Origin of the sequence: Arthrobacter halodurans (assembly GCF_041877255.1) — a bacterium.
Lineage (GTDB): Bacteria > Actinomycetota > Actinomycetes > Actinomycetales > Micrococcaceae > Arthrobacter_N > Arthrobacter_N halodurans.
The window spans coordinates 57907-73626 of sequence record NZ_JBHDLJ010000014.1 but is presented as its reverse complement, the minus strand read 5'-3'; the positions used below and the strand labels follow the sequence as shown (position 1 = coordinate 73626).

The following is a 15720-nucleotide window of genomic DNA, read 5'->3' as shown; positions in this document are numbered from 1 at the left end:
CGACGCGGAAACAAAGGAATCGGTATGGATGCCCTGCAACCGGTCCTCGACGGCTTCGGCGTCGTCCTCGACCCCACCAATCTGCTCTACTGCCTCCTCGGCGTCGTCATCGGCATGCTCATCGGGGTGCTGCCGGGCCTTGGCCCGGCCGCCACCATCGCCATCCTGCTGCCGCTGACGTACGGCATCGAGCCGGTCACCGCCATCATCATGCTCGCGGGCATCTTCTACGGCGCCCAGTACGGCGGCACCATCACCTCGGTGCTGCTCAGGCTGCCCGGCGAAGCCAGCTCCGTGGTCACCGTCTTCGACGGCTACGTGCTGGCCAAGCAGGGCCGGGCCGGAACGGCCCTCGGCATCGCGGCCATCGGCTCGTTCATCGGCGGCACGGTGGCCATCGTCGGGCTCACGTTCCTGGCCCCGCTGGTGGCCGGCTTCGCGCTGGACTTCGGCCCGGCCGAATATGCGGCCCTGGCCCTGCTGGGAATCCTGCTGGTGGCCACCATCAGCAACGGGGCGAAGCTGAAGGCGCTCATCGCCGCCGCGGTCGGCCTGCTGCTGGCCACCGTCGGCCGCGACATCTTCACGGGCGCCGAGCGCTACACCTTCGGCAACCTGAACCTCGCGGACGGTATCGACTTCGTGCCGGTCGCCATGGGCCTCTTTGGCCTCGGGGAGATCCTCTACAACCTCGAGGAGCGCCACCGCGCCGCGCAGGCGCCGGCCAAGGTGGCCAACGTCTGGCCGTCCAAGGCGGATCTCAAGCAGTCCTCCGGCGCGATCGGGCGCGGCTCCGTGCTGGGCTTCTTCCTGGGCATCCTGCCCGGCGGCGGCGCCACCATCGCCTCGATGGCCGCCTACGCCATGGAGAAGAAGCGGGCCAAGGACCCCTCGCGCTTCGGTCGTGGCGCCATCGAGGGCGTGGCCGGACCGGAAACCGCCAACAATGCCGCGGCCACCAGCTCCTTCATCCCGCTGCTGACCCTGGGCATCCCCGCCAACGCCACGATGGCGCTGATGTTCGGCGCGCTGCTGATCCAGGGCGTGACGCCCGGACCCCAGCTCGTCGAGCAGCATCCGGACCTCTTCTGGGGCGTGGTGAACTCCATGTACATCGGCAACATCCTGCTGCTGATCATGTCCATCCCGCTGGTGGGCCTGTTCGTGCGGATCCTGCGCGTCCGCGCCGCGATCCTGGCCCCCATCACCGCGCTGATCACCATGCTTGGCGCCTACACGATCAACAACTCGATGTTCGACGTCACCCTGGTGGTCTTCTTCGGCGCCATCGGCTACCTGATGAAGAAGTTCGGCTTCGAACCCGGGCCACTGGTCCTCGCGTTCGTGCTCGGGTCGCTGCTCGAATCCAGTCTGCGCCGATCGCTGTTGGTCTTCGAAGGCGACCTGGCCGGATTCGTCACCCGTCCGATTTCCGCGACGCTGCTGTTGATCTTCGTGATCGTCGCAGCGGCGCCGATGGTCCAGTCCCTGCTGCGTCGGCGCAAGACCGCCGCGGATCACGTCCCCGAGAAGGAGAACGCATGAGCATCCTCGTTGGTTACGTCCCCACCCCCGTTGGCGAGGCCGCCGTGCAGGCGGCCATCGCCGAGGCGAAGCTCCGCGGGGAGGACCTGCTGATCGTCAACTCGCCACGGGACGGAGCCCTGGTCGACAAGTCGGTGGCCTCCGATGCCGACCTCGAGCGTGTGGTCGGCGACGCCGGGCGGGCCGGGGTGAGGGTCACGGTCCTGCGGCCCCCGCACCGCGACGACCTGGCCGAGGAGATCCTCGAGTTGGCGCAGGAACACGAGGCGTCCATCATCGTGATCGGCCTGCGCCACCGCTCGCAGGTCGGCAAGTTCATCATGGGTTCGCACGCGCAGCGCATCCTGCTGCAGGCCGACCGCCCGGTGCTGGCGGTCAAGGCCGGGGACCACTCCTAGGAACGTCCCACTACGGGGAATGTCCCACTCCTGGCAACGGTCCCACTCCCGGGGCGCCGCACGCCGGGAACGACGACGGCGCCCACCCCGCGGGGGTGGGCGCCGATTGTCGTTCTGGCTGCCGTTGGTGGCGGAGAGCGCGGCGGACATCAGCCGAACGGGCTGGCGGCGCGGGGCGCGGGGCCGGTCGGTGCGGGTCCGGTCAGCGCCCCGCCTCGGACTCCACGCGCCGCCGCGAGTTCACCAGGTGGGTCCGCATGGCCGCGGCCGCGGAGACGGGGTCGCCGGCCTCGAGCGCGGCCAGGACCGCCGCGTGCTCGGCGCCCACCTGCGCGGCGCGCGCCCGGGTGTCGCCCTCGGCCTCCAGCCGGCCCCGGGGCATGGAGATCATGGCGGGGCCCAGGGCCTGGACGGCGTCGACGAAGAACGCGTTGCCGCTGGCCCGGGCCACCGTGCTGTGGAAGTCGAAGTCGCTGGCGAGCATGTCCGCGGGGCTGCCCGCGGCTTCGTCGAACGCCCGCAGGCAGGAGCGTAGGGCGGCGAGGTGTTCCTGGCGGCGCCGCAGCGCCGCCAGGGCCGCGGCCTCCGACTCCAGGCCCGCCCGGTACTCGAGCAGCGCCGTGCGCTCCCCGAGGGTCCGCGCCGGCCGGACGGCGCCGCCGCCGGCGGTCTCGGCGGGGGGCGTCAGCGCGTAGCTGCCGGCCCCGCGCCGGGTGTGCACCAGGCCCTCGGCCTGGAGCCGTGTGATGGCCTCGCGCACCACGGTCCGGCTGACCCCGTGCTCGGCGATCAGCGTGCTCTCGCTGGGCAGCTTGTCGCCGGGGGCGATGGTGCCGTCGACGATGTCCGCACGCAGGGCGGCCGCCAGCGTCGCCGTCAGGTTTCGACTCATGAGCTAGATGCTCCCATGTTCCGGCGACCGCCGCGCGCGGGTCAGGCGCGGCCGAACTCCACCGTGTCCGTGGTCCACGCACGGGCCTGCTCGCTGAACGTCACGCCGAGTCCGGGGCGGTGGGGGACCAGCATGCGGCCTTCCTTCGTCTCGAGGCGCTCGTTGAACAGCGGGTCCAGCCAGTCGAAGTGCTCGACCCACGGCTCGCGCGGGTAGGCGGCGGCGAGGTGCAGGTGGATCTCCATCGCGAAGTGCGGCGCCAGGTCCAGGCCGGCCTGGTCGGCGAGCGTCGCCAGGCGGAGGAACTGCGTGATGCCCCCGATGCGCGGCGCGTCCGGCTGGATGATGTCGCACGCCCGCGCCTGGATAAGGCGTTCGTGCTCGGACACCGAGGCCAGCATCTCCCCGGTGGCGATCGGCGTGTCCAGGGCCAGCGCCAGCTGGGCGTGGCCCTCGGCGTCGTAGGCGTCCAGCGGCTCCTCGATCCAGACCAGGTCGAACTCCTCGAGCTTACGGCCGATCCGCAGCGCCGTGGCGCGGTCCCACTGCTGGTTCGCGTCGACCATCATCGGGACGTCCGCGCCGATGTGCTCGCGGACGCCGGCCACGCGGCGCAGGTCCTCGGAGGAGTCCGGCAGGCCGACCTTGATCTTGATGCCGCCGATGCCCTCCTCCAGCGATCGGCTGGCGCGCTCCTTGACCTCTTCGAGGGAGGCGTTGAGGAAGCCCCCGGACGTGTTGTACGTGCGCACCGAGTCGCGGTGGGCGCCGAGCAGCTTGGCGAGCGGCAGCCCCGCGCGCTTGGCCTTGAGGTCGTAGAGGGCGATGTCCAGGGCCGCCAGCGCCTGGGTGGCGACGCCGGAGCGCCCCACGGAGGCGCCCGCCCACAGCAGTTTGTTGTACAGCTTGGCGATGTCGTTGGGGTCCTCGCCGATCATCGCCTCCGCGACCTCCTTCGCGTGGGCGAACTGCGCCGGCCCGCCGGCGCGCTTGGAGTAGCCGAAGCCGAGCCCCTCGTGGCCCTGTTCGGTGGCGATCTCGGCGAAGAGGAAGACGACCTCGACCATCGGCTTCTGCCGGCCCGTGAAGACCTTCGCGTCGGAGATGGGGGTCGCGAGGGGGAGCGTCACGGTGGACAGCTTGACGTGGCGGATGGCATCCGGGGCGTACGGCATGGGGATCCTTCGCTGGAGGCGGCTGGTGCCGGCGGGCACGGCCTGGTCTACTTATAGTATAAGTTCCAAACTTGTACTACAAGAGCGAATGTCAGCCCAGCAGGCCCTCGACCCCGGTCAGCACGTCGGCCATGGCCGACGCGGAGGCCAGCAGCGCGTCGGCGATGTCGCGTTCGCGGACGGGGGTGAGCTCCGCGAGCGGGAGCGAGACGGACAGGGCGTCGCGGCCTCCCGGCGTCGCCATTCCGACGGCCACGCAGGCGATCCCGGGCGTGTTCTGCTCGCGCTCGACCGCGTAGCCGCGGCGCCTGATCGCGGCGAGCTCGCGCCGCAGCGCGGTCGGGCTGGTGATGGTCGCCGGCGTCAGGCGCTCGGGGGCCTCGGGTAGGCCGGAGCGGAGGTCCAGCGGGGCCAGTCCGGCCAGGATGGCCAGCCCCAGCGCCGTCGCGTGCGCGGGCAGCCGCCGCCCCACCCGCGGGGCCGTCCGCTCGCGCCCGGGCGCCTCCCAGCTGGCCAGGTAGACCACGTGTCCGGCGTCGAGCCGGCCGAAGTTGACCGTTCCGCCGACCTGTCGGCCCAGCAGCGCCAGGTGCGGCCGGACCACGCGCAGGAGAGGGTCGGCGTCGAGGTAGGTGGTGCCCGCCAGCAGCGCGCGGATGCCGATGCTGTAGGTGGCCCGCGCGGCGTCGGTCCTGACCCAGCCGGCCTCGGTCAGGGTGCGCAGGAGCGCGTAGACGCTGCTGCGCGGGGCGTCCATGGCCGCGCAGAGCTCGCGGATGGTGATGGGGGAGTTGCCGCGCGAGGCCAGGAGTTCGAGCACCTCGATGGTCCGGGCGGCGGACTTGACCTCGCGGACCCCGTGGGATTGCCCGAAGGCCTGCGGTGCGGTCATCACTACCCCCTGAGTCGCGGCTTCCCTGGCCACATCGTACTGCGGGCAGGCCCGGGGGCCGCGGGTTCCCGGCGGTTCGACGCGGACCGCGGGCTATCCGCGGGGTCCGACGCGCACCTTGACCGCGTGCACCGCGCAGCCGGCCTCGAGCAGGATGCGCTGGGACAGGGAGCCGAGCAGCAGCTTGCCCATGGGCGAGCGGCGCCGGAGGCCGATCACCACGACGTCGGTGTCCGCGCGGTAGGAGGCGTCGATGAGTGCGTCGCCGAGGTCCGCGTCCTCCTCGAGGGACACGACATCGAGCGCCACGTCGGCGGCCCGGGCCTCGTCGCGGGCGCGCCCCAGTGCCTCGGTCTCCGACGCCGCGTCGGCCCCCGCCGGCACGTACAGGCGGAGGCCCGTGCCGCGCAGGGCGGCCTCGGACACGGCGGCGCTCAGGGCGGCGGCGGCCTCCGGGGTGGTGGCGAATCCGACGGCGATGCTCATGATGGGTGTCCTTGCGGGGTGGGTGGGTGGGTGGGTGATGGGGTATGGGCGCCGCTAGCCGATCGGCGTCACGAGGCTTCCGTCGCGCAGGTAGCTGCGCAGGTTCTCGAGCGTCAGCTCCGCCATGTCCTGGCGCGTCTCGTCCGTTCCGCTGCCCAGGTGGGGGAGCAGGACCACGTTGTCCAGGTCCATCAGCTCCGCGGGCACGCGCGGCTCGTCCGCGAAGACGTCGAGTCCGGCGCCGGCCACGCGCCCCTGCGCCAGCGCGGACACCAGCGCGTCCTGGTCCACCACGGAGCCGCGGGCGATGTTGATCAGGTACCCGGAGGGCCCGAGCGCGGCGAGCACGTCCGCGTCGACCAGCCCCGCGGATTCCGGCCCGCCGGCCGTGGCGACGACGAGCACGTCGACGGCCGCGGCGAGCTCGTCGGCGGACCCGGCGTACGTGTAGGACGATCCCTCCACGGGGCGGCGGCTGTGGTAGTGGATCTCGCAGCCGAACGCCTCCAGGCGGTGGGCGATCGCCGCGCCGATGCGCCCGAGGCCCAGGATGCCGACCTTCCGGCCGGACGCCCGGACGGCCAGCGGGAAGTTGCCGGTCCGCTCCCAGTCCCCGCGGCGGACGAACCGGTCGGCGGCGGAGACCCGGCGGAGCACATCGAGGTAGAGGGCCAGGGCGGTGTCCGCCACGCAGTCCGTCAGCACGTCGGGGGTGTTGCTCACCGCGATGCCGCGCTCCGCGGCCTGCGCGACGTCCGTGGCGTCGTATCCCACGCCGAAGTTCACGATGGCGCGCAGGCGGGGCAGGCGCCGCATCAGGCCGGCGTCGACGCCGAAGCGGCCGGAGCACACGGCGACGGAGATGCCGTCCGCGTGGCGGTCGAGGAACGCGCCGCGCTCCGCTTCGTCGTCGGGCAGCCGGAGGGCGCCGAACTCGGAGGCCAGCGTGGACTGCACGGTCGGGTTGACCGGACCGATCTGCAGGATGGACTCCCCGCGGGTGGAAGCGTGGACGTCGGGCTCGGTCGCTGCGTGTTGGGTCATGCCTGAACACTAGGGAGCGCGCTCGATGCGCGTCCAACACGGAGATTGCATTGATCAATACCCTCGCGGCATGGATTGCCCGCGTCCCCCGCAATGTAGCGGAAGTCACACGGCTGCGTGGCCCGCGGGCGGCCCGACGAGGCCCCGAACGCCGCGTTCGCGCGGCCCGGGGCTCTTGACGGCTCCCCGGGCCGCTCCCAAGCTGGTGCATACCCATAGAGCTTGCGGCTTCATATGTAGACAGGCACCGCGAACTCGGCTCTCGCTCCCGGAGGACAACAATGACGTTTGAATCACAGAACCCCGCGACGCCCGCCGCGCCGGCCCCGTCGCGCCGCCGCGCACTGACCGCCCTGGCCGTCACGGCGCTGGGCGGCAGCGTGGTCCTCAGCGGCTGCGCGGTCGCCAACTCCGACGGCGGGTCCGAATCCGCCGCGGCCGCGTCGGACACGCTGCGCGTGGTCCTCCAGCAGGAGCCCCCCACGCTCGAGCCGTGCGAGGCCAACCTGACCAGCACCGGTGTCATCGACCGCTCCACGGTCACGGAGCCCCTGGTCGAGCGCAACCCGGAAACCGGCGAGCTCGAGCCGAAGCTCGCCACGGAGTGGAGCTCCGAGGACGACACGGTCTGGACATTCAAGCTCCGGGAGGGCGTGACGTTCCACGACGGCAGCGACTTCACCGCGGAGGACGCCGCCGCGACGATCGAGCGTGCCGTCAACTCCGATCTGGGCTGCAACGTGGAGGGCTACGTGTTCGGCGACGACGACCTCGACGTCGAGGTCGTGGACGACACCACGCTGACGGTGACCGCCCCGCAGGCGGACCCCATCCTGCCGCTGCGCATCTCGTTCCTCGAGGTCGTGCCGTCGGAGACGTCCACCACCGAGAAGGTCCGCGAGCCGATCGGCACCGGCCCCTACCAGCTCGAGTCCTGGGACGCCGGCCAGAAGATCAGCCTCGCGGCCTACGACGGCTACTGGGGCGACCAGCCGGCGTACGCCAAGGCCGAATACCAGTGGCGGTCCGAAGGCAGTGTCCGCGCCGCGATGATCACGTCCGGCGAGGCGGACATCGCGATGGGCCTCAGCCCGGAGGACAACATCGGGGACCTCGGCGTTCCGTACCCGAACAACGAGACCGTCGCGATCCGCATGCACAACGACAAGGCCCCGTTCGACGACATCCGCATCCGCCAGGCGGTGAACTACGCGATCGACAAGGAGGGCATCGTCGCCAGCCTCTACGGCGGCCGCGACCAGGTCGCCGCACAGCTGGTTCCCGAGGGAATCGTCGGGCACAACGCGGACCTCGCGCCCTGGCCCTACGACGCCGAGCAGGCCAAGCAGCTCGTGGAGGAGGCCAAGGCCGACGGCGTGGACACCGGCGCCCAGATCAGCCTGGTGGTCCGCACCGCGCAGTTCCCGAAGATCCAGGAGCTGGCGCAGGTCATCCAGGAGCAGCTCACGCAGGCCGGCCTGAACGTCAAACTCAAGATGCTCGAGACCAGCCAGCAGCTCACCTACCAGGTGCGTCCGTTCGCCGAGGACGAGGGCGACATCGGTCTGATGATCCAGCACGGCAACCAGGCCGGCGACGCGGCGTTCACGGTGGACCAGTACATGCTGAGCAACGGCGCCCAGAGCGCCTTCGGGACTCCCGAGCTCGACGCCATGATCGAGAAGGCCGACGCGGCCACGGGCGATGACCGCCAGGCGGCATTCGAGGAGATCTTCGCCTACCAGAACGAGGAGGTCGTGCAGTTCGCCCACATCGCGCACCAGACCGGCATGATCGGCAAGGCCGCCACGGTGGACTACGCGCCGAACTCCTCCACGGGCGACGAGCTGCGCCTGGCCGAGATCAAGCCCGCCCAGTAGCGGCCGGCACCACAACACGAGGGAAGTCATGCTGACCTATCTACGCAAGCGAATCGTCTCCAGCGCGCTGCCGCTGCTGGTCGTCGTCGTCGGTGTCTTCGCGCTGGCCCGCCTCACCGGCAACCCGGCGAGCCTGTACCTGCCGCTGAACGCCACGCAGCAGATGCGCGACGACTTCGCGACCCGGAACGGCCTGGACCAGCCGCTGTTGGTCCAGATGTGGGACTACTTCACGGGTGTCCTCGTCCTGGACTTCGGCACTTCCCTCCGGACGGGGGAGCCCGCGGCCGAAATGGCGCTGCGGGCCTTCCCCGCCACCCTCCAGCTGGCCGCGACCACCATGGTCCTCGCGATCCTGCTCGCGGTCCTCGTCGGCAGCTGGGCCGCGCTGAAGCCCAACGGCATCGCCGACCGCATCGCCAGCTTCGTGTCCATGGCCGCCGCGTCCATCCCGGACTTCTGGCTGGCCATCGTGGGCATCTGGATCTTCGCCATCACGCTCGGCTGGGTCCCGACCTCGGGGGTCGAGGGCGCCGCGGCGTGGATCCTGCCGATCGGCACCCTGCTCATGCGGCCGTTCGGCACACTGGTGCAGGTGGTGCGCGGCGCCATGGTGTCCTCGCTCTCCGAGCCCTACATCAAGCTCGCCCGCAGCAAGGGCGCGTCGCAGGGTCGCGTCGTCACGCACCACGCGCTGCGCAACGCCGCGGCGCCGGCCCTGACCGTGGCCGGCGACCTGACCGTGGGACTCGTGAACGGCGCCGTCGTCGTCGAGACGATCTTCGGCTGGCCCGGCATCGGAAAGCTCATGATCGACTCGATCCTGCAGCGCGACTTCGCGGTGCTCCAGGCCTGCGTGCTCCTGACGGCCATCGCCATCTTCGCCCTGAACATCATCATCGACCTGCTGTACGCGCTGCTGGACCCCCGGGTCCGCCCCGCGTCGGCGGCGTCGAAGGCGCGGTCGGCCCCGGCGGCCCCGCCAACGGCACCTCCGGCCGCCGCCGCGCCTTCCACCCCCGTCCCCGCGCCGGCCACCGCCGGAACCCAGGCCTAGGAGGGCACCATGAGCCAGCCACCCGACACCACGACCGCGGCGCAGGATCCGGCGCAGGACCCGGCACCGGACCGGACGGCCGCCCCGGCGGCGGACCGCGACCCGGCCGGCGTCCGGCCGCCCGCCGAGGGCACATCGAACCAGCCGAGCATGTTCCGCATGCTCCTGCGCGACAAGTTCGCCACGCTCGGCGCCGTCGTGCTGCTGATCGTCGCGGCGACCGCCGTCTTCGGCCCGATGCTGATGGGCGAGCTCGCCACCCGGCAGAACCTCATGTTCGCCAACAAGCCGCCGTTCGACCCGGCCAACGGCTGGGAGTACCTGCTCGGCTCCGACTCGCTGGGCCGCTCCGTGCTGGCCCGGCTGGTGGTCGCGACCCGGACCACCCTCATGGTCGCCATCCCCGCCGTGCTGGTGTCGATGCTCATCGGCTCCCTCTGGGGCGTCTGGGCCGGCTACCACCGGGGCTGGCGCGAGAACGTGTCCATGCGCGTCGCCGACGTCATCATGAGCTTCCCCTCCCTGCTGCTCGCCGTCGTCGTGCTGTATGTCTTCAGCCCGTCCGTCGCCAACATCGTGCTGATCCTGGCGCTGACCCGCATCCCGATCTACCTGCGCACCGCGCGGGCCGAATCCGCCGAGCTGCAGAGCCGGACCTTCGTGGACGCCGCCCGCACCTTCGGGGCGCGGCCCAACGCGATCATCGTCCGCCACGTGATCCCCGTGGTCACCCCGACCATCCTGACGCTGGCGACGCTGGAGTTCTGCTACGTCATGCTCGCCGAGTCATCGCTCAGCTTCCTCGGCATCGGGATCCAGCCGCCGGACGTCAGCTGGGGCCTGCTGGTGTCGCAGGGGCGCCAGTACCTGCAGACGGCCTGGTGGCTGTCCATCTTCCCGGGCGTCGCGATCGTGGTCACCGCCATCTCCGCGAACCTGCTGGCCGCCTGGCTGCGCATCGCCACAGACCCGGCGCAGCGCTGGCGCCTGACGCTGCCCGGCCGCAAGAAGCTCATCACCCGCATCCCGGCCAAGGAGTCCAAGTGACCATGACGGCAACCACCGAAGGCACGAGGCCGCCCGGCGGCCCCCACCCCGTCGTCCTCCGCGTCGAGGGGCTCGACGTCGACATCCGCACCCCCGCGGGCGAGGTCCGCGCGGTCAGCGACGCCGGTTTTATCGCCCGGGCGGGCCAGACCCTGGCCCTGCTCGGGGAGTCCGGCTGCGGCAAGTCCATGACGGCCAAGGCCGTGGCCGGCCTGCTGGATCCGGTGGCGCACGTCGCCGGGGGCACGGCGGAACTGGACGGCCGGGACCTGTTCCGGATGTCGGCGAAGCAGCGGCGACAGGTCGCCGGAGCGGAACTGGGCATCGTCTTCCAGGACGCGCTGACGGCCCTGAACCCGGTCTATCCCGTGGGACTGCAGATCGGCGAGGCCTTCCGCATCCACCGCGGGCTCTCCGGGCGGGCGGCCCGCCAGGAGGCCATCGCCCTGATGCGGCGGGTCGGCATCCCTGAGCCCGAGTCCCGCGTGGACGCGTTCCCGCACCAGTTCTCCGGCGGCATGCGCCAACGCATCCTCATCGCGATGGCCGTGGCCTTGGGCCCGAAGCTTCTGATCGCCGACGAGCCGACGACGGCCCTCGACGTCACGGTCCAGGCGCAGATCATGGACCTGCTGCGGCGCCTCCGCGAGGAGGAGAACATGGCGGTGGTCCTCATCACGCACGACCTCGCCGTGGTCGCCGAGGAGGCGGACGACGTCTCGGTCATGTACGCCGGCACGGTGGCCGAGACCGGCCCGGTGGGCCAGGTCTTCGCCGCCCCCCGCCACCCCTACACCAAGGGGCTGCTCGAATCGGTGCCCGTCGACGCGGAGCGCGGCGGCAGCCTCTCCTCGATCGCGGGAAGCCCGCCCGAGCTCAAGAACATCCCGGCCGGCTGCGTCTACCAGGAACGCTGCCCGCTGGCGCGGGAACTGTGCCGCCGGGAGCGGCCCGCTCTGCGCGAGGTGGCGCCCGGGCAGAAGGCCGCCTGCCACTTCTCCGAACTCCTGGCAACCGACGAAACCCTCGAGGAGATCACGTCATGACCGCACAGCTGGATCGGCCGCACTCCGCGGCCGACGTCGCCCTCGAGGTCCGCGACGTCACCAAGACCTTCCAGGTCGCGCGCAGCGCCTCGGGCAACAACCGGCTCCGGGCGCTCGACGGGATCAACCTCGCCGTGGGCCGGGGGGAGACCCTCGGGCTCGTCGGCGAGTCCGGCTGCGGGAAGTCGACGCTCGCGCGCACCCTGATGCTGCTGGAGAAGCCGGACTCCGGGACCGTCGCCTTCGAGGGGCAGGACCCGTTCGGCCTCAAGGGCCGGGAACTCCTCGCCTGGCGGCGGCGCGTCCAGATGGTCTTCCAGGACCCGTTCGCGTCCCTGAACGCCCGCATGACGGCGGGGGAGATCATCTCCGAGCCGTGGGCCACCCACCGCGGACTGTACAAAACGGGCCGGGAGCGGGAGGCGCGCCTGCGGGAGCTGCTGCAGCTGGTGGGCCTGCGCCCCTCGGACGCGAAGAAGTCCCCGCAGGAGTTCTCCGGCGGCCAGCGCCAGCGCATCGGCATCGCCCGCGCGCTCGCCCTGAACCCCGAGCTGATCATCCTGGACGAGCCCGTCTCCGCGTTGGACCTCTCCATCCAAGCCCAGGTGCTGAACCTGCTCAACGAGCTCCAGGCCAAGCTCGGCGTCAGCTACATCTTCATCTCCCACGACCTCTCGGTAGTCCGGCACGTCACGGACCGCGTCGCCGTGATGTACCTGGGTCGGATCATCGAGACCGGGACCACGGAGGACGTCTTCGAGCGCCCGCTGCACCCGTACACGGCCGCGCTGATGTCCGCGTCCCCGAAGCTCGACCCCGCGGCGCGCCCCGCGGAGCGGATCGTCCTGCGGGGCGAGCTGCCGTCCCCGCTGGACCCGCCGTCGGGGTGCCGCTTCAGGACCCGGTGTTGGAAGGCGCAGGACCTCTGCGCCCGGGAGGCCCCGCCCGCGACGACGGCCGCGCAGGCCGGCCGCGTCCCGCTCGGCACGCCCCGCGTGCGGGGCGCCGGGACGGACGGCCCGCCCGTGCACACGGCCGAATGCCACTTCCCGCTGGCGGATCCGCGGGAGGCCGCGCTGCGGACCGCCGCGGCCGGGGAGTGAGCCCGGCCGACTACGCGATCCTCGCCGCCACGATCTTCGTGGCGAGCGGGCTGCAGGGCTCGATCGGCTTCGGCGCGGGGCTGGTGGCGGCCCCCGTCATCGCGCTCGTCGAGCCGGACCTCCTGCCCGCGCTGGTGGTCATGCTGGCGTGCGTCGTGACCCTGCTGGTCGCCGTGCGCGACAGGGCGCACCTCGATGTCCGGGGTGCCGGGTGGGCCCTGGCCGGACGGGTTCCCGGCAGCGTGCTGGGCACGTGGCTGGTGGTCGTCGCCTCCACGACCGCGCTGTCCTGGATGGTGGCCGTCGCGGTGCTCGTCGGAATCGGCTCGGCGTTCCTCGGATGGCGCCCCGCGCGCACCCGCGCGTCGCTGGCGGTGGCCGGCGCCCTGTCCGGGGTGATGGGGACGGCCACCTCCGTGGGCGGCGCCCCGATGGCCGTCATCTGGCAGGGGCTGCCGCCGGCCCGGATCCGCGCCACCATGAGCGCGTTCTTCCTGGTGGGTTCGCTGGTCTCCGTGGCGCTGTTGTCCTTGGCCGGCCTCGTGACGCCCGCGGTGGGCTGGGCGTTCCTGATCCTCAGCCCCGCGGTCCTCGCCGGATTCTTCGCATCCCGCTGGCTCAACCGCTTCCTCGATGCCGCGAGGCTGCGGCTGGTGGGACTGCTCGCCGCCGCCGCCGGCGCCGTCGTGCTGGCCCTCCGGCTGCTGGCGGGCTAGGACGCGGCGGCGGACCGCACGCGGTTGCGCAGCGGGGCGCCGGATGCCACGGCCTCGATGTTCGCGGCGATGTCCACGACCCGGCGCTCGAACGTGCTCGAGGCGAGGCCCGAATAGTGCGGCGTGAGGATCACGTTGTCCAGCTCGGCGAACGGGAAGTCCGCGGGGGGCGTCCGGCCGGGTTCGGGGGTGCCCCACCAGACGTCCAGGGCCGCCCCCGCGATGGTTCCCCGGCTCAGCGCGCGGTGGAGCGCGTCCTGTGCCACGACGGGGCCGCGGGCCACGTTCACCAGGAAGGCGGTCTCCCTCATGGCGTCCAGCTCGGCGGCGCCGATCAGGCCCTCCGTGGCAGGGGACAGCGGAACGGTGACCACCACGACGTCGGACTCGGCCAGCAGGCGGTGGAGGTCCGCGTCCCCGCCGACCCACCGCGGGGACACCCCGTCCGGCAGCGGCGCCTCGGGGCGGTGCCGGACCGCGACGACGTCCATGCCGAAGCCGGCGGCCAGGAGGGCCGTCTCGGCGCCGATGGTGCCCAGGCCGACGAGCCCGAGGGTCATGGTGTCCAGGGTCGGGTGCAGCGGGGCGGAGGGGTCGGTGAGGATCGTCCGCCACGTGCCGGCGCGCAGTTCCCGGTCCGTGGGGAGTAGCCGCCGCACGAGGGCCAGCGTCGTCATCATGACGTGCTCGGCGATGGGCCGCGCGTGGTGGAACGTGTTGGCGACGGCGGTCGACGCCGGAAGGTCGCCCACCGCGACCCGGTCCACGCCCGCGCCGGTCACGTGGACCAGCCGGGCGGAGGCGACGGTGCGCGCCTCCTCGGGCGACATCCGCGAGCAGACCACCACGTCGGCCCGGGCGACGTCGTCGGCGCGCGCTGCGGGGGAGGCGTCCGCCAGGAAACTCCAGCGGTGGGACGGGGCGCGGGCGACCAGCCGGTCCGCGAACGTGCTGATGATCGGATCCGTGACGACGACGTCGAGGACCTCGGCGGAGCCGGTGGGCAGGGGACCGGCCCCTGGCGGTGCCGCTACCACCGGGGGCTCGTGGGGTCGAACGCCGGCTCGAACCGGCGCATGTAGCCGGTGTCGTCGCGCTCGCGGAGCCCGCTGTCCAGGTACTGCCGGTGGAGCGACTCCAGCCGTCCCTCGTCCAGTTCAACGCCGAGGCCCGGCGCGGTCGGCACGGCGACCGCGCCGTCGACGATCTCCAGCACCCCGGCGGCGACCACGTCCTCGTCGGGGTCCTTCCACGGCCAGTGCGTGTCGCACGCGTAGTCCAGGTTGGGGGTCGCGGACGCGAGGTGGACCATGGCGGCCAGGCTGATGCCCAGATGCGAATTCGAGTGCATCGACAGGCCCAGGCCGAACGTCTCGGCGATGCCGCCCAGGTGCTGCGAGCGCCGCAGACCGCCCCAGAAGTGGTGGTCGGACAGCACGACGTCGATCGCGCCGGCGGAGATGGCCGGGGGGAGGTCGGCGAAGCTGACGACGCACATGTTCGTGGCGAGCGGCAGGTCCACCTGGCGTCGCACGGCGGCCATGCCCTCGATGCCCGGGGTCGGGTCCTCCAGGTACTCGAGGACGCCCTCGAGGCGCCGGCCGATCCGGACGGAGGTGTCCACGCTCCAGGCGCCGTTCGGGTCGATGCGCAGCGGCAGGTCCGGGAACTCCGCGCGGAGTGCCTCGACGGCGTCGGCCTCGCGGTCCGGCGCGAAGACACCCGCCTTGAGCTTGAGCGCGGTGAAGCCGTAGCCGTCGACCATCCGGCGCGCCTGCTCGACGATGCCCTCCGGGTCCAGCGCGGCGCCCCACCCGTCGTCGGGCCGGCCGGGATGCCCGGCCCACTTGTAGAAGAGGTAGCCGCTGAAGTCGACGGAGTCGCGGACGGCGCCGCCGAGGAGGTCGCTGACCGGGACACAGAGGAGCTTTCCCTGGATGTCGAGCGCGGCGACGTCGAACGGCGACAGGACCCGGTCCGAGGTGGAGGAGCCCGTGACCATGCCGCTCATGCCGTGGCCGCCCTCGATGGTGTCGGTCGCCAGCGCCCGCGCGATCCTGGCGCGGAGGGCGTTGATGTTGAACGGATCGACGCCCACGACCGCCTCGGCGGCGAGGCGGAGCCGCGCGATGTGCCCGGCGTCGCCGTAGGTCTCGCCCAGTCCGCTGATGCCCGCGTCGGTGTGCACCTGCACGATCGCGCGCAGCGCGTAGGGCTCGTGGACGCCCACCGTGTTCAGGAGGGGCGGGTCGGCGAAGGCGACCGGTGTGATGGTCACCCCGTTGATCGCCACCTGTCGGCGGTGCTCGGACAGCTGGCTGGATGCGGAGTTGACCGGCGCGGTGGGCATGGGCGGCCCTTTCGGTGGGGACGGGCTGATCGGGGTCGTTCCCACGCTATGCGCCGCGATCCATGCCTGTCCAAGCTAATATGTGCACC

At 72.1% G+C, this 15720-nt stretch carries 15 protein-coding genes; 8 read left to right on the top strand and 7 right to left on the bottom strand.

The features are described from left to right. Window positions 1–24 precede the first annotated feature (24 nt). Both ACETWP_RS14585 and ACETWP_RS14580 read left to right on the top strand, forming a co-directional pair. Entirely contained in the window at window positions 25–1545 is a 1521-nt protein-coding gene (locus tag ACETWP_RS14585; protein ID WP_373972992.1) for a tripartite tricarboxylate transporter permease, read from the top strand. Then, the gene (locus tag ACETWP_RS14580; RefSeq protein WP_373972991.1) at window positions 1542–1943 is read left to right on the top strand and encodes a universal stress protein; all 402 of its coding nucleotides are present in this window, start codon (window positions 1542–1544) and stop codon (window positions 1941–1943) included. Before ACETWP_RS14585 ends, ACETWP_RS14580 begins: the two co-directional genes overlap by 4 nt. A 202-nt stretch (window positions 1944–2145) precedes the next feature. Here the strand turns inward: ACETWP_RS14580 and ACETWP_RS14575 are convergent, their stop codons facing one another. The 5 genes from ACETWP_RS14575 to ACETWP_RS14555 form a co-directional block, all read right to left on the bottom strand. Continuing rightward, entirely contained in the window at window positions 2146–2835 is a 690-nt protein-coding gene (locus tag ACETWP_RS14575; protein ID WP_373972990.1) for a FadR/GntR family transcriptional regulator, read from the bottom strand. A 41-nt stretch (window positions 2836–2876) separates the two neighbouring features. Then, window positions 2877–4010, bottom strand: a complete 1134-nt coding sequence (locus ACETWP_RS14570) for an L-talarate/galactarate dehydratase (protein ID WP_373972989.1) — start codon at window positions 4008–4010, stop codon at window positions 2877–2879. A gap of 91 nt (window positions 4011–4101) precedes the next feature. Further along, the gene (locus ACETWP_RS14565; RefSeq protein ID WP_373972988.1) at window positions 4102–4902 is read right to left on the bottom strand and encodes an IclR family transcriptional regulator; all 801 of its coding nucleotides are present in this window, start codon (window positions 4900–4902) and stop codon (window positions 4102–4104) included. 93 nt (window positions 4903–4995) lie between these two features. After that, window positions 4996–5388, bottom strand: a complete 393-nt coding sequence (locus ACETWP_RS14560) for a universal stress protein (protein WP_373972987.1) — start codon at window positions 5386–5388, stop codon at window positions 4996–4998. A gap of 54 nt (window positions 5389–5442) precedes the next feature. Then, entirely contained in the window at window positions 5443–6432 is a 990-nt protein-coding gene (locus tag ACETWP_RS14555) for a 2-hydroxyacid dehydrogenase (protein ID WP_373972986.1), read from the bottom strand. Between the two features lie 281 nt (window positions 6433–6713). Between ACETWP_RS14555 and ACETWP_RS14550 the strand changes: the two genes are divergently transcribed. From ACETWP_RS14550 to ACETWP_RS14525, 6 genes are read left to right on the top strand one after another with little or no spacing between them, the layout of a single operon-like run. Next, entirely contained in the window at window positions 6714–8312 is a 1599-nt protein-coding gene (locus tag ACETWP_RS14550) for an ABC transporter substrate-binding protein (protein WP_373972985.1), read from the top strand. Window positions 8313–8340: 28 nt separating this feature from the next. After that, complete coding sequence (locus tag ACETWP_RS14545) at window positions 8341–9369, top strand: ABC transporter permease (RefSeq protein ID WP_373972984.1); 1029 nt, start codon at window positions 8341–8343, stop codon at window positions 9367–9369. A gap of 9 nt (window positions 9370–9378) precedes the next feature. After that, entirely contained in the window at window positions 9379–10416 is a 1038-nt protein-coding gene (locus ACETWP_RS14540) for an ABC transporter permease (RefSeq protein ID WP_373972983.1), read from the top strand. Between the two features lie 2 nt (window positions 10417–10418). Next, the gene (locus tag ACETWP_RS14535) at window positions 10419–11462 is read left to right on the top strand and encodes an ABC transporter ATP-binding protein (RefSeq protein ID WP_373972982.1); all 1044 of its coding nucleotides are present in this window, start codon (window positions 10419–10421) and stop codon (window positions 11460–11462) included. Next, window positions 11459–12565 carry an ABC transporter ATP-binding protein gene (locus ACETWP_RS14530; RefSeq protein WP_373972981.1) on the top strand — a complete coding sequence of 369 codons (1107 nt, stop codon included), beginning with the start codon at window positions 11459–11461 and terminating at the stop codon, window positions 12563–12565. Before ACETWP_RS14535 ends, ACETWP_RS14530 begins: the two co-directional genes overlap by 4 nt. Continuing rightward, window positions 12562–13281 carry a sulfite exporter TauE/SafE family protein gene (locus ACETWP_RS14525; RefSeq protein WP_373972980.1) on the top strand — a complete coding sequence of 240 codons (720 nt, stop codon included), beginning with the start codon at window positions 12562–12564 and terminating at the stop codon, window positions 13279–13281. The genes ACETWP_RS14530 and ACETWP_RS14525 overlap by 4 nt, the downstream gene beginning before the upstream one ends. Here the strand turns inward: ACETWP_RS14525 and ACETWP_RS14520 are convergent. Further along, the gene (locus ACETWP_RS14520) at window positions 13278–14318 is read right to left on the bottom strand and encodes a 2-hydroxyacid dehydrogenase (protein WP_373972979.1); all 1041 of its coding nucleotides are present in this window, start codon (window positions 14316–14318) and stop codon (window positions 13278–13280) included. The two genes, ACETWP_RS14525 and ACETWP_RS14520, sit on opposite strands and share 4 nt — an antisense overlap. Next, window positions 14312–15631: a glucarate dehydratase family protein gene (locus tag ACETWP_RS14515; protein ID WP_373972978.1), complete on the bottom strand. Its 1320-nt coding sequence runs from the start codon at window positions 15629–15631 to the stop codon at window positions 14312–14314. Before ACETWP_RS14515 ends, ACETWP_RS14520 begins: the two co-directional genes overlap by 7 nt. Window positions 15632–15720: the final 89 nt, after the last annotated feature.

What these genes read in the sequence shown, in the direction of transcription:
- ACETWP_RS14570 (WP_373972989.1), bottom strand. Translation starts at nt 4,010, where the DNA reads ATGCCGTACGCCCCGGATGCCATCCGCCACGTCAAGCTGTCCACCGTG.
- ACETWP_RS14515 (WP_373972978.1), bottom strand. Translation starts at nt 15,631, where the DNA reads ATGCCCACCGCGCCGGTCAACTCCGCATCCAGCCAGCTGTCCGAGCAC.
- ACETWP_RS14535 (WP_373972982.1), top strand. Translation starts at nt 10,419, where the DNA reads ATGACGGCAACCACCGAAGGCACGAGGCCGCCCGGCGGCCCCCACCCC.
- ACETWP_RS14555 (WP_373972986.1), bottom strand. Translation starts at nt 6,432, where the DNA reads ATGACCCAACACGCAGCGACCGAGCCCGACGTCCACGCTTCCACCCGC.
- ACETWP_RS14530 (WP_373972981.1), top strand. Translation starts at nt 11,459, where the DNA reads ATGACCGCACAGCTGGATCGGCCGCACTCCGCGGCCGACGTCGCCCTC.
- ACETWP_RS14550 (WP_373972985.1), top strand. Translation starts at nt 6,714, where the DNA reads ATGACGTTTGAATCACAGAACCCCGCGACGCCCGCCGCGCCGGCCCCG.
- ACETWP_RS14580 (WP_373972991.1), top strand. Translation starts at nt 1,542, where the DNA reads ATGAGCATCCTCGTTGGTTACGTCCCCACCCCCGTTGGCGAGGCCGCC.
- ACETWP_RS14575 (WP_373972990.1), bottom strand. Translation starts at nt 2,835, where the DNA reads ATGAGTCGAAACCTGACGGCGACGCTGGCGGCCGCCCTGCGTGCGGAC.
- ACETWP_RS14560 (WP_373972987.1), bottom strand. Translation starts at nt 5,388, where the DNA reads ATGAGCATCGCCGTCGGATTCGCCACCACCCCGGAGGCCGCCGCCGCC.
- ACETWP_RS14540 (WP_373972983.1), top strand. Translation starts at nt 9,379, where the DNA reads ATGAGCCAGCCACCCGACACCACGACCGCGGCGCAGGATCCGGCGCAG.
- ACETWP_RS14545 (WP_373972984.1), top strand. Translation starts at nt 8,341, where the DNA reads ATGCTGACCTATCTACGCAAGCGAATCGTCTCCAGCGCGCTGCCGCTG.
- ACETWP_RS14585 (WP_373972992.1), top strand. Translation starts at nt 25, where the DNA reads ATGGATGCCCTGCAACCGGTCCTCGACGGCTTCGGCGTCGTCCTCGAC.
- ACETWP_RS14565 (WP_373972988.1), bottom strand. Translation starts at nt 4,902, where the DNA reads ATGACCGCACCGCAGGCCTTCGGGCAATCCCACGGGGTCCGCGAGGTC.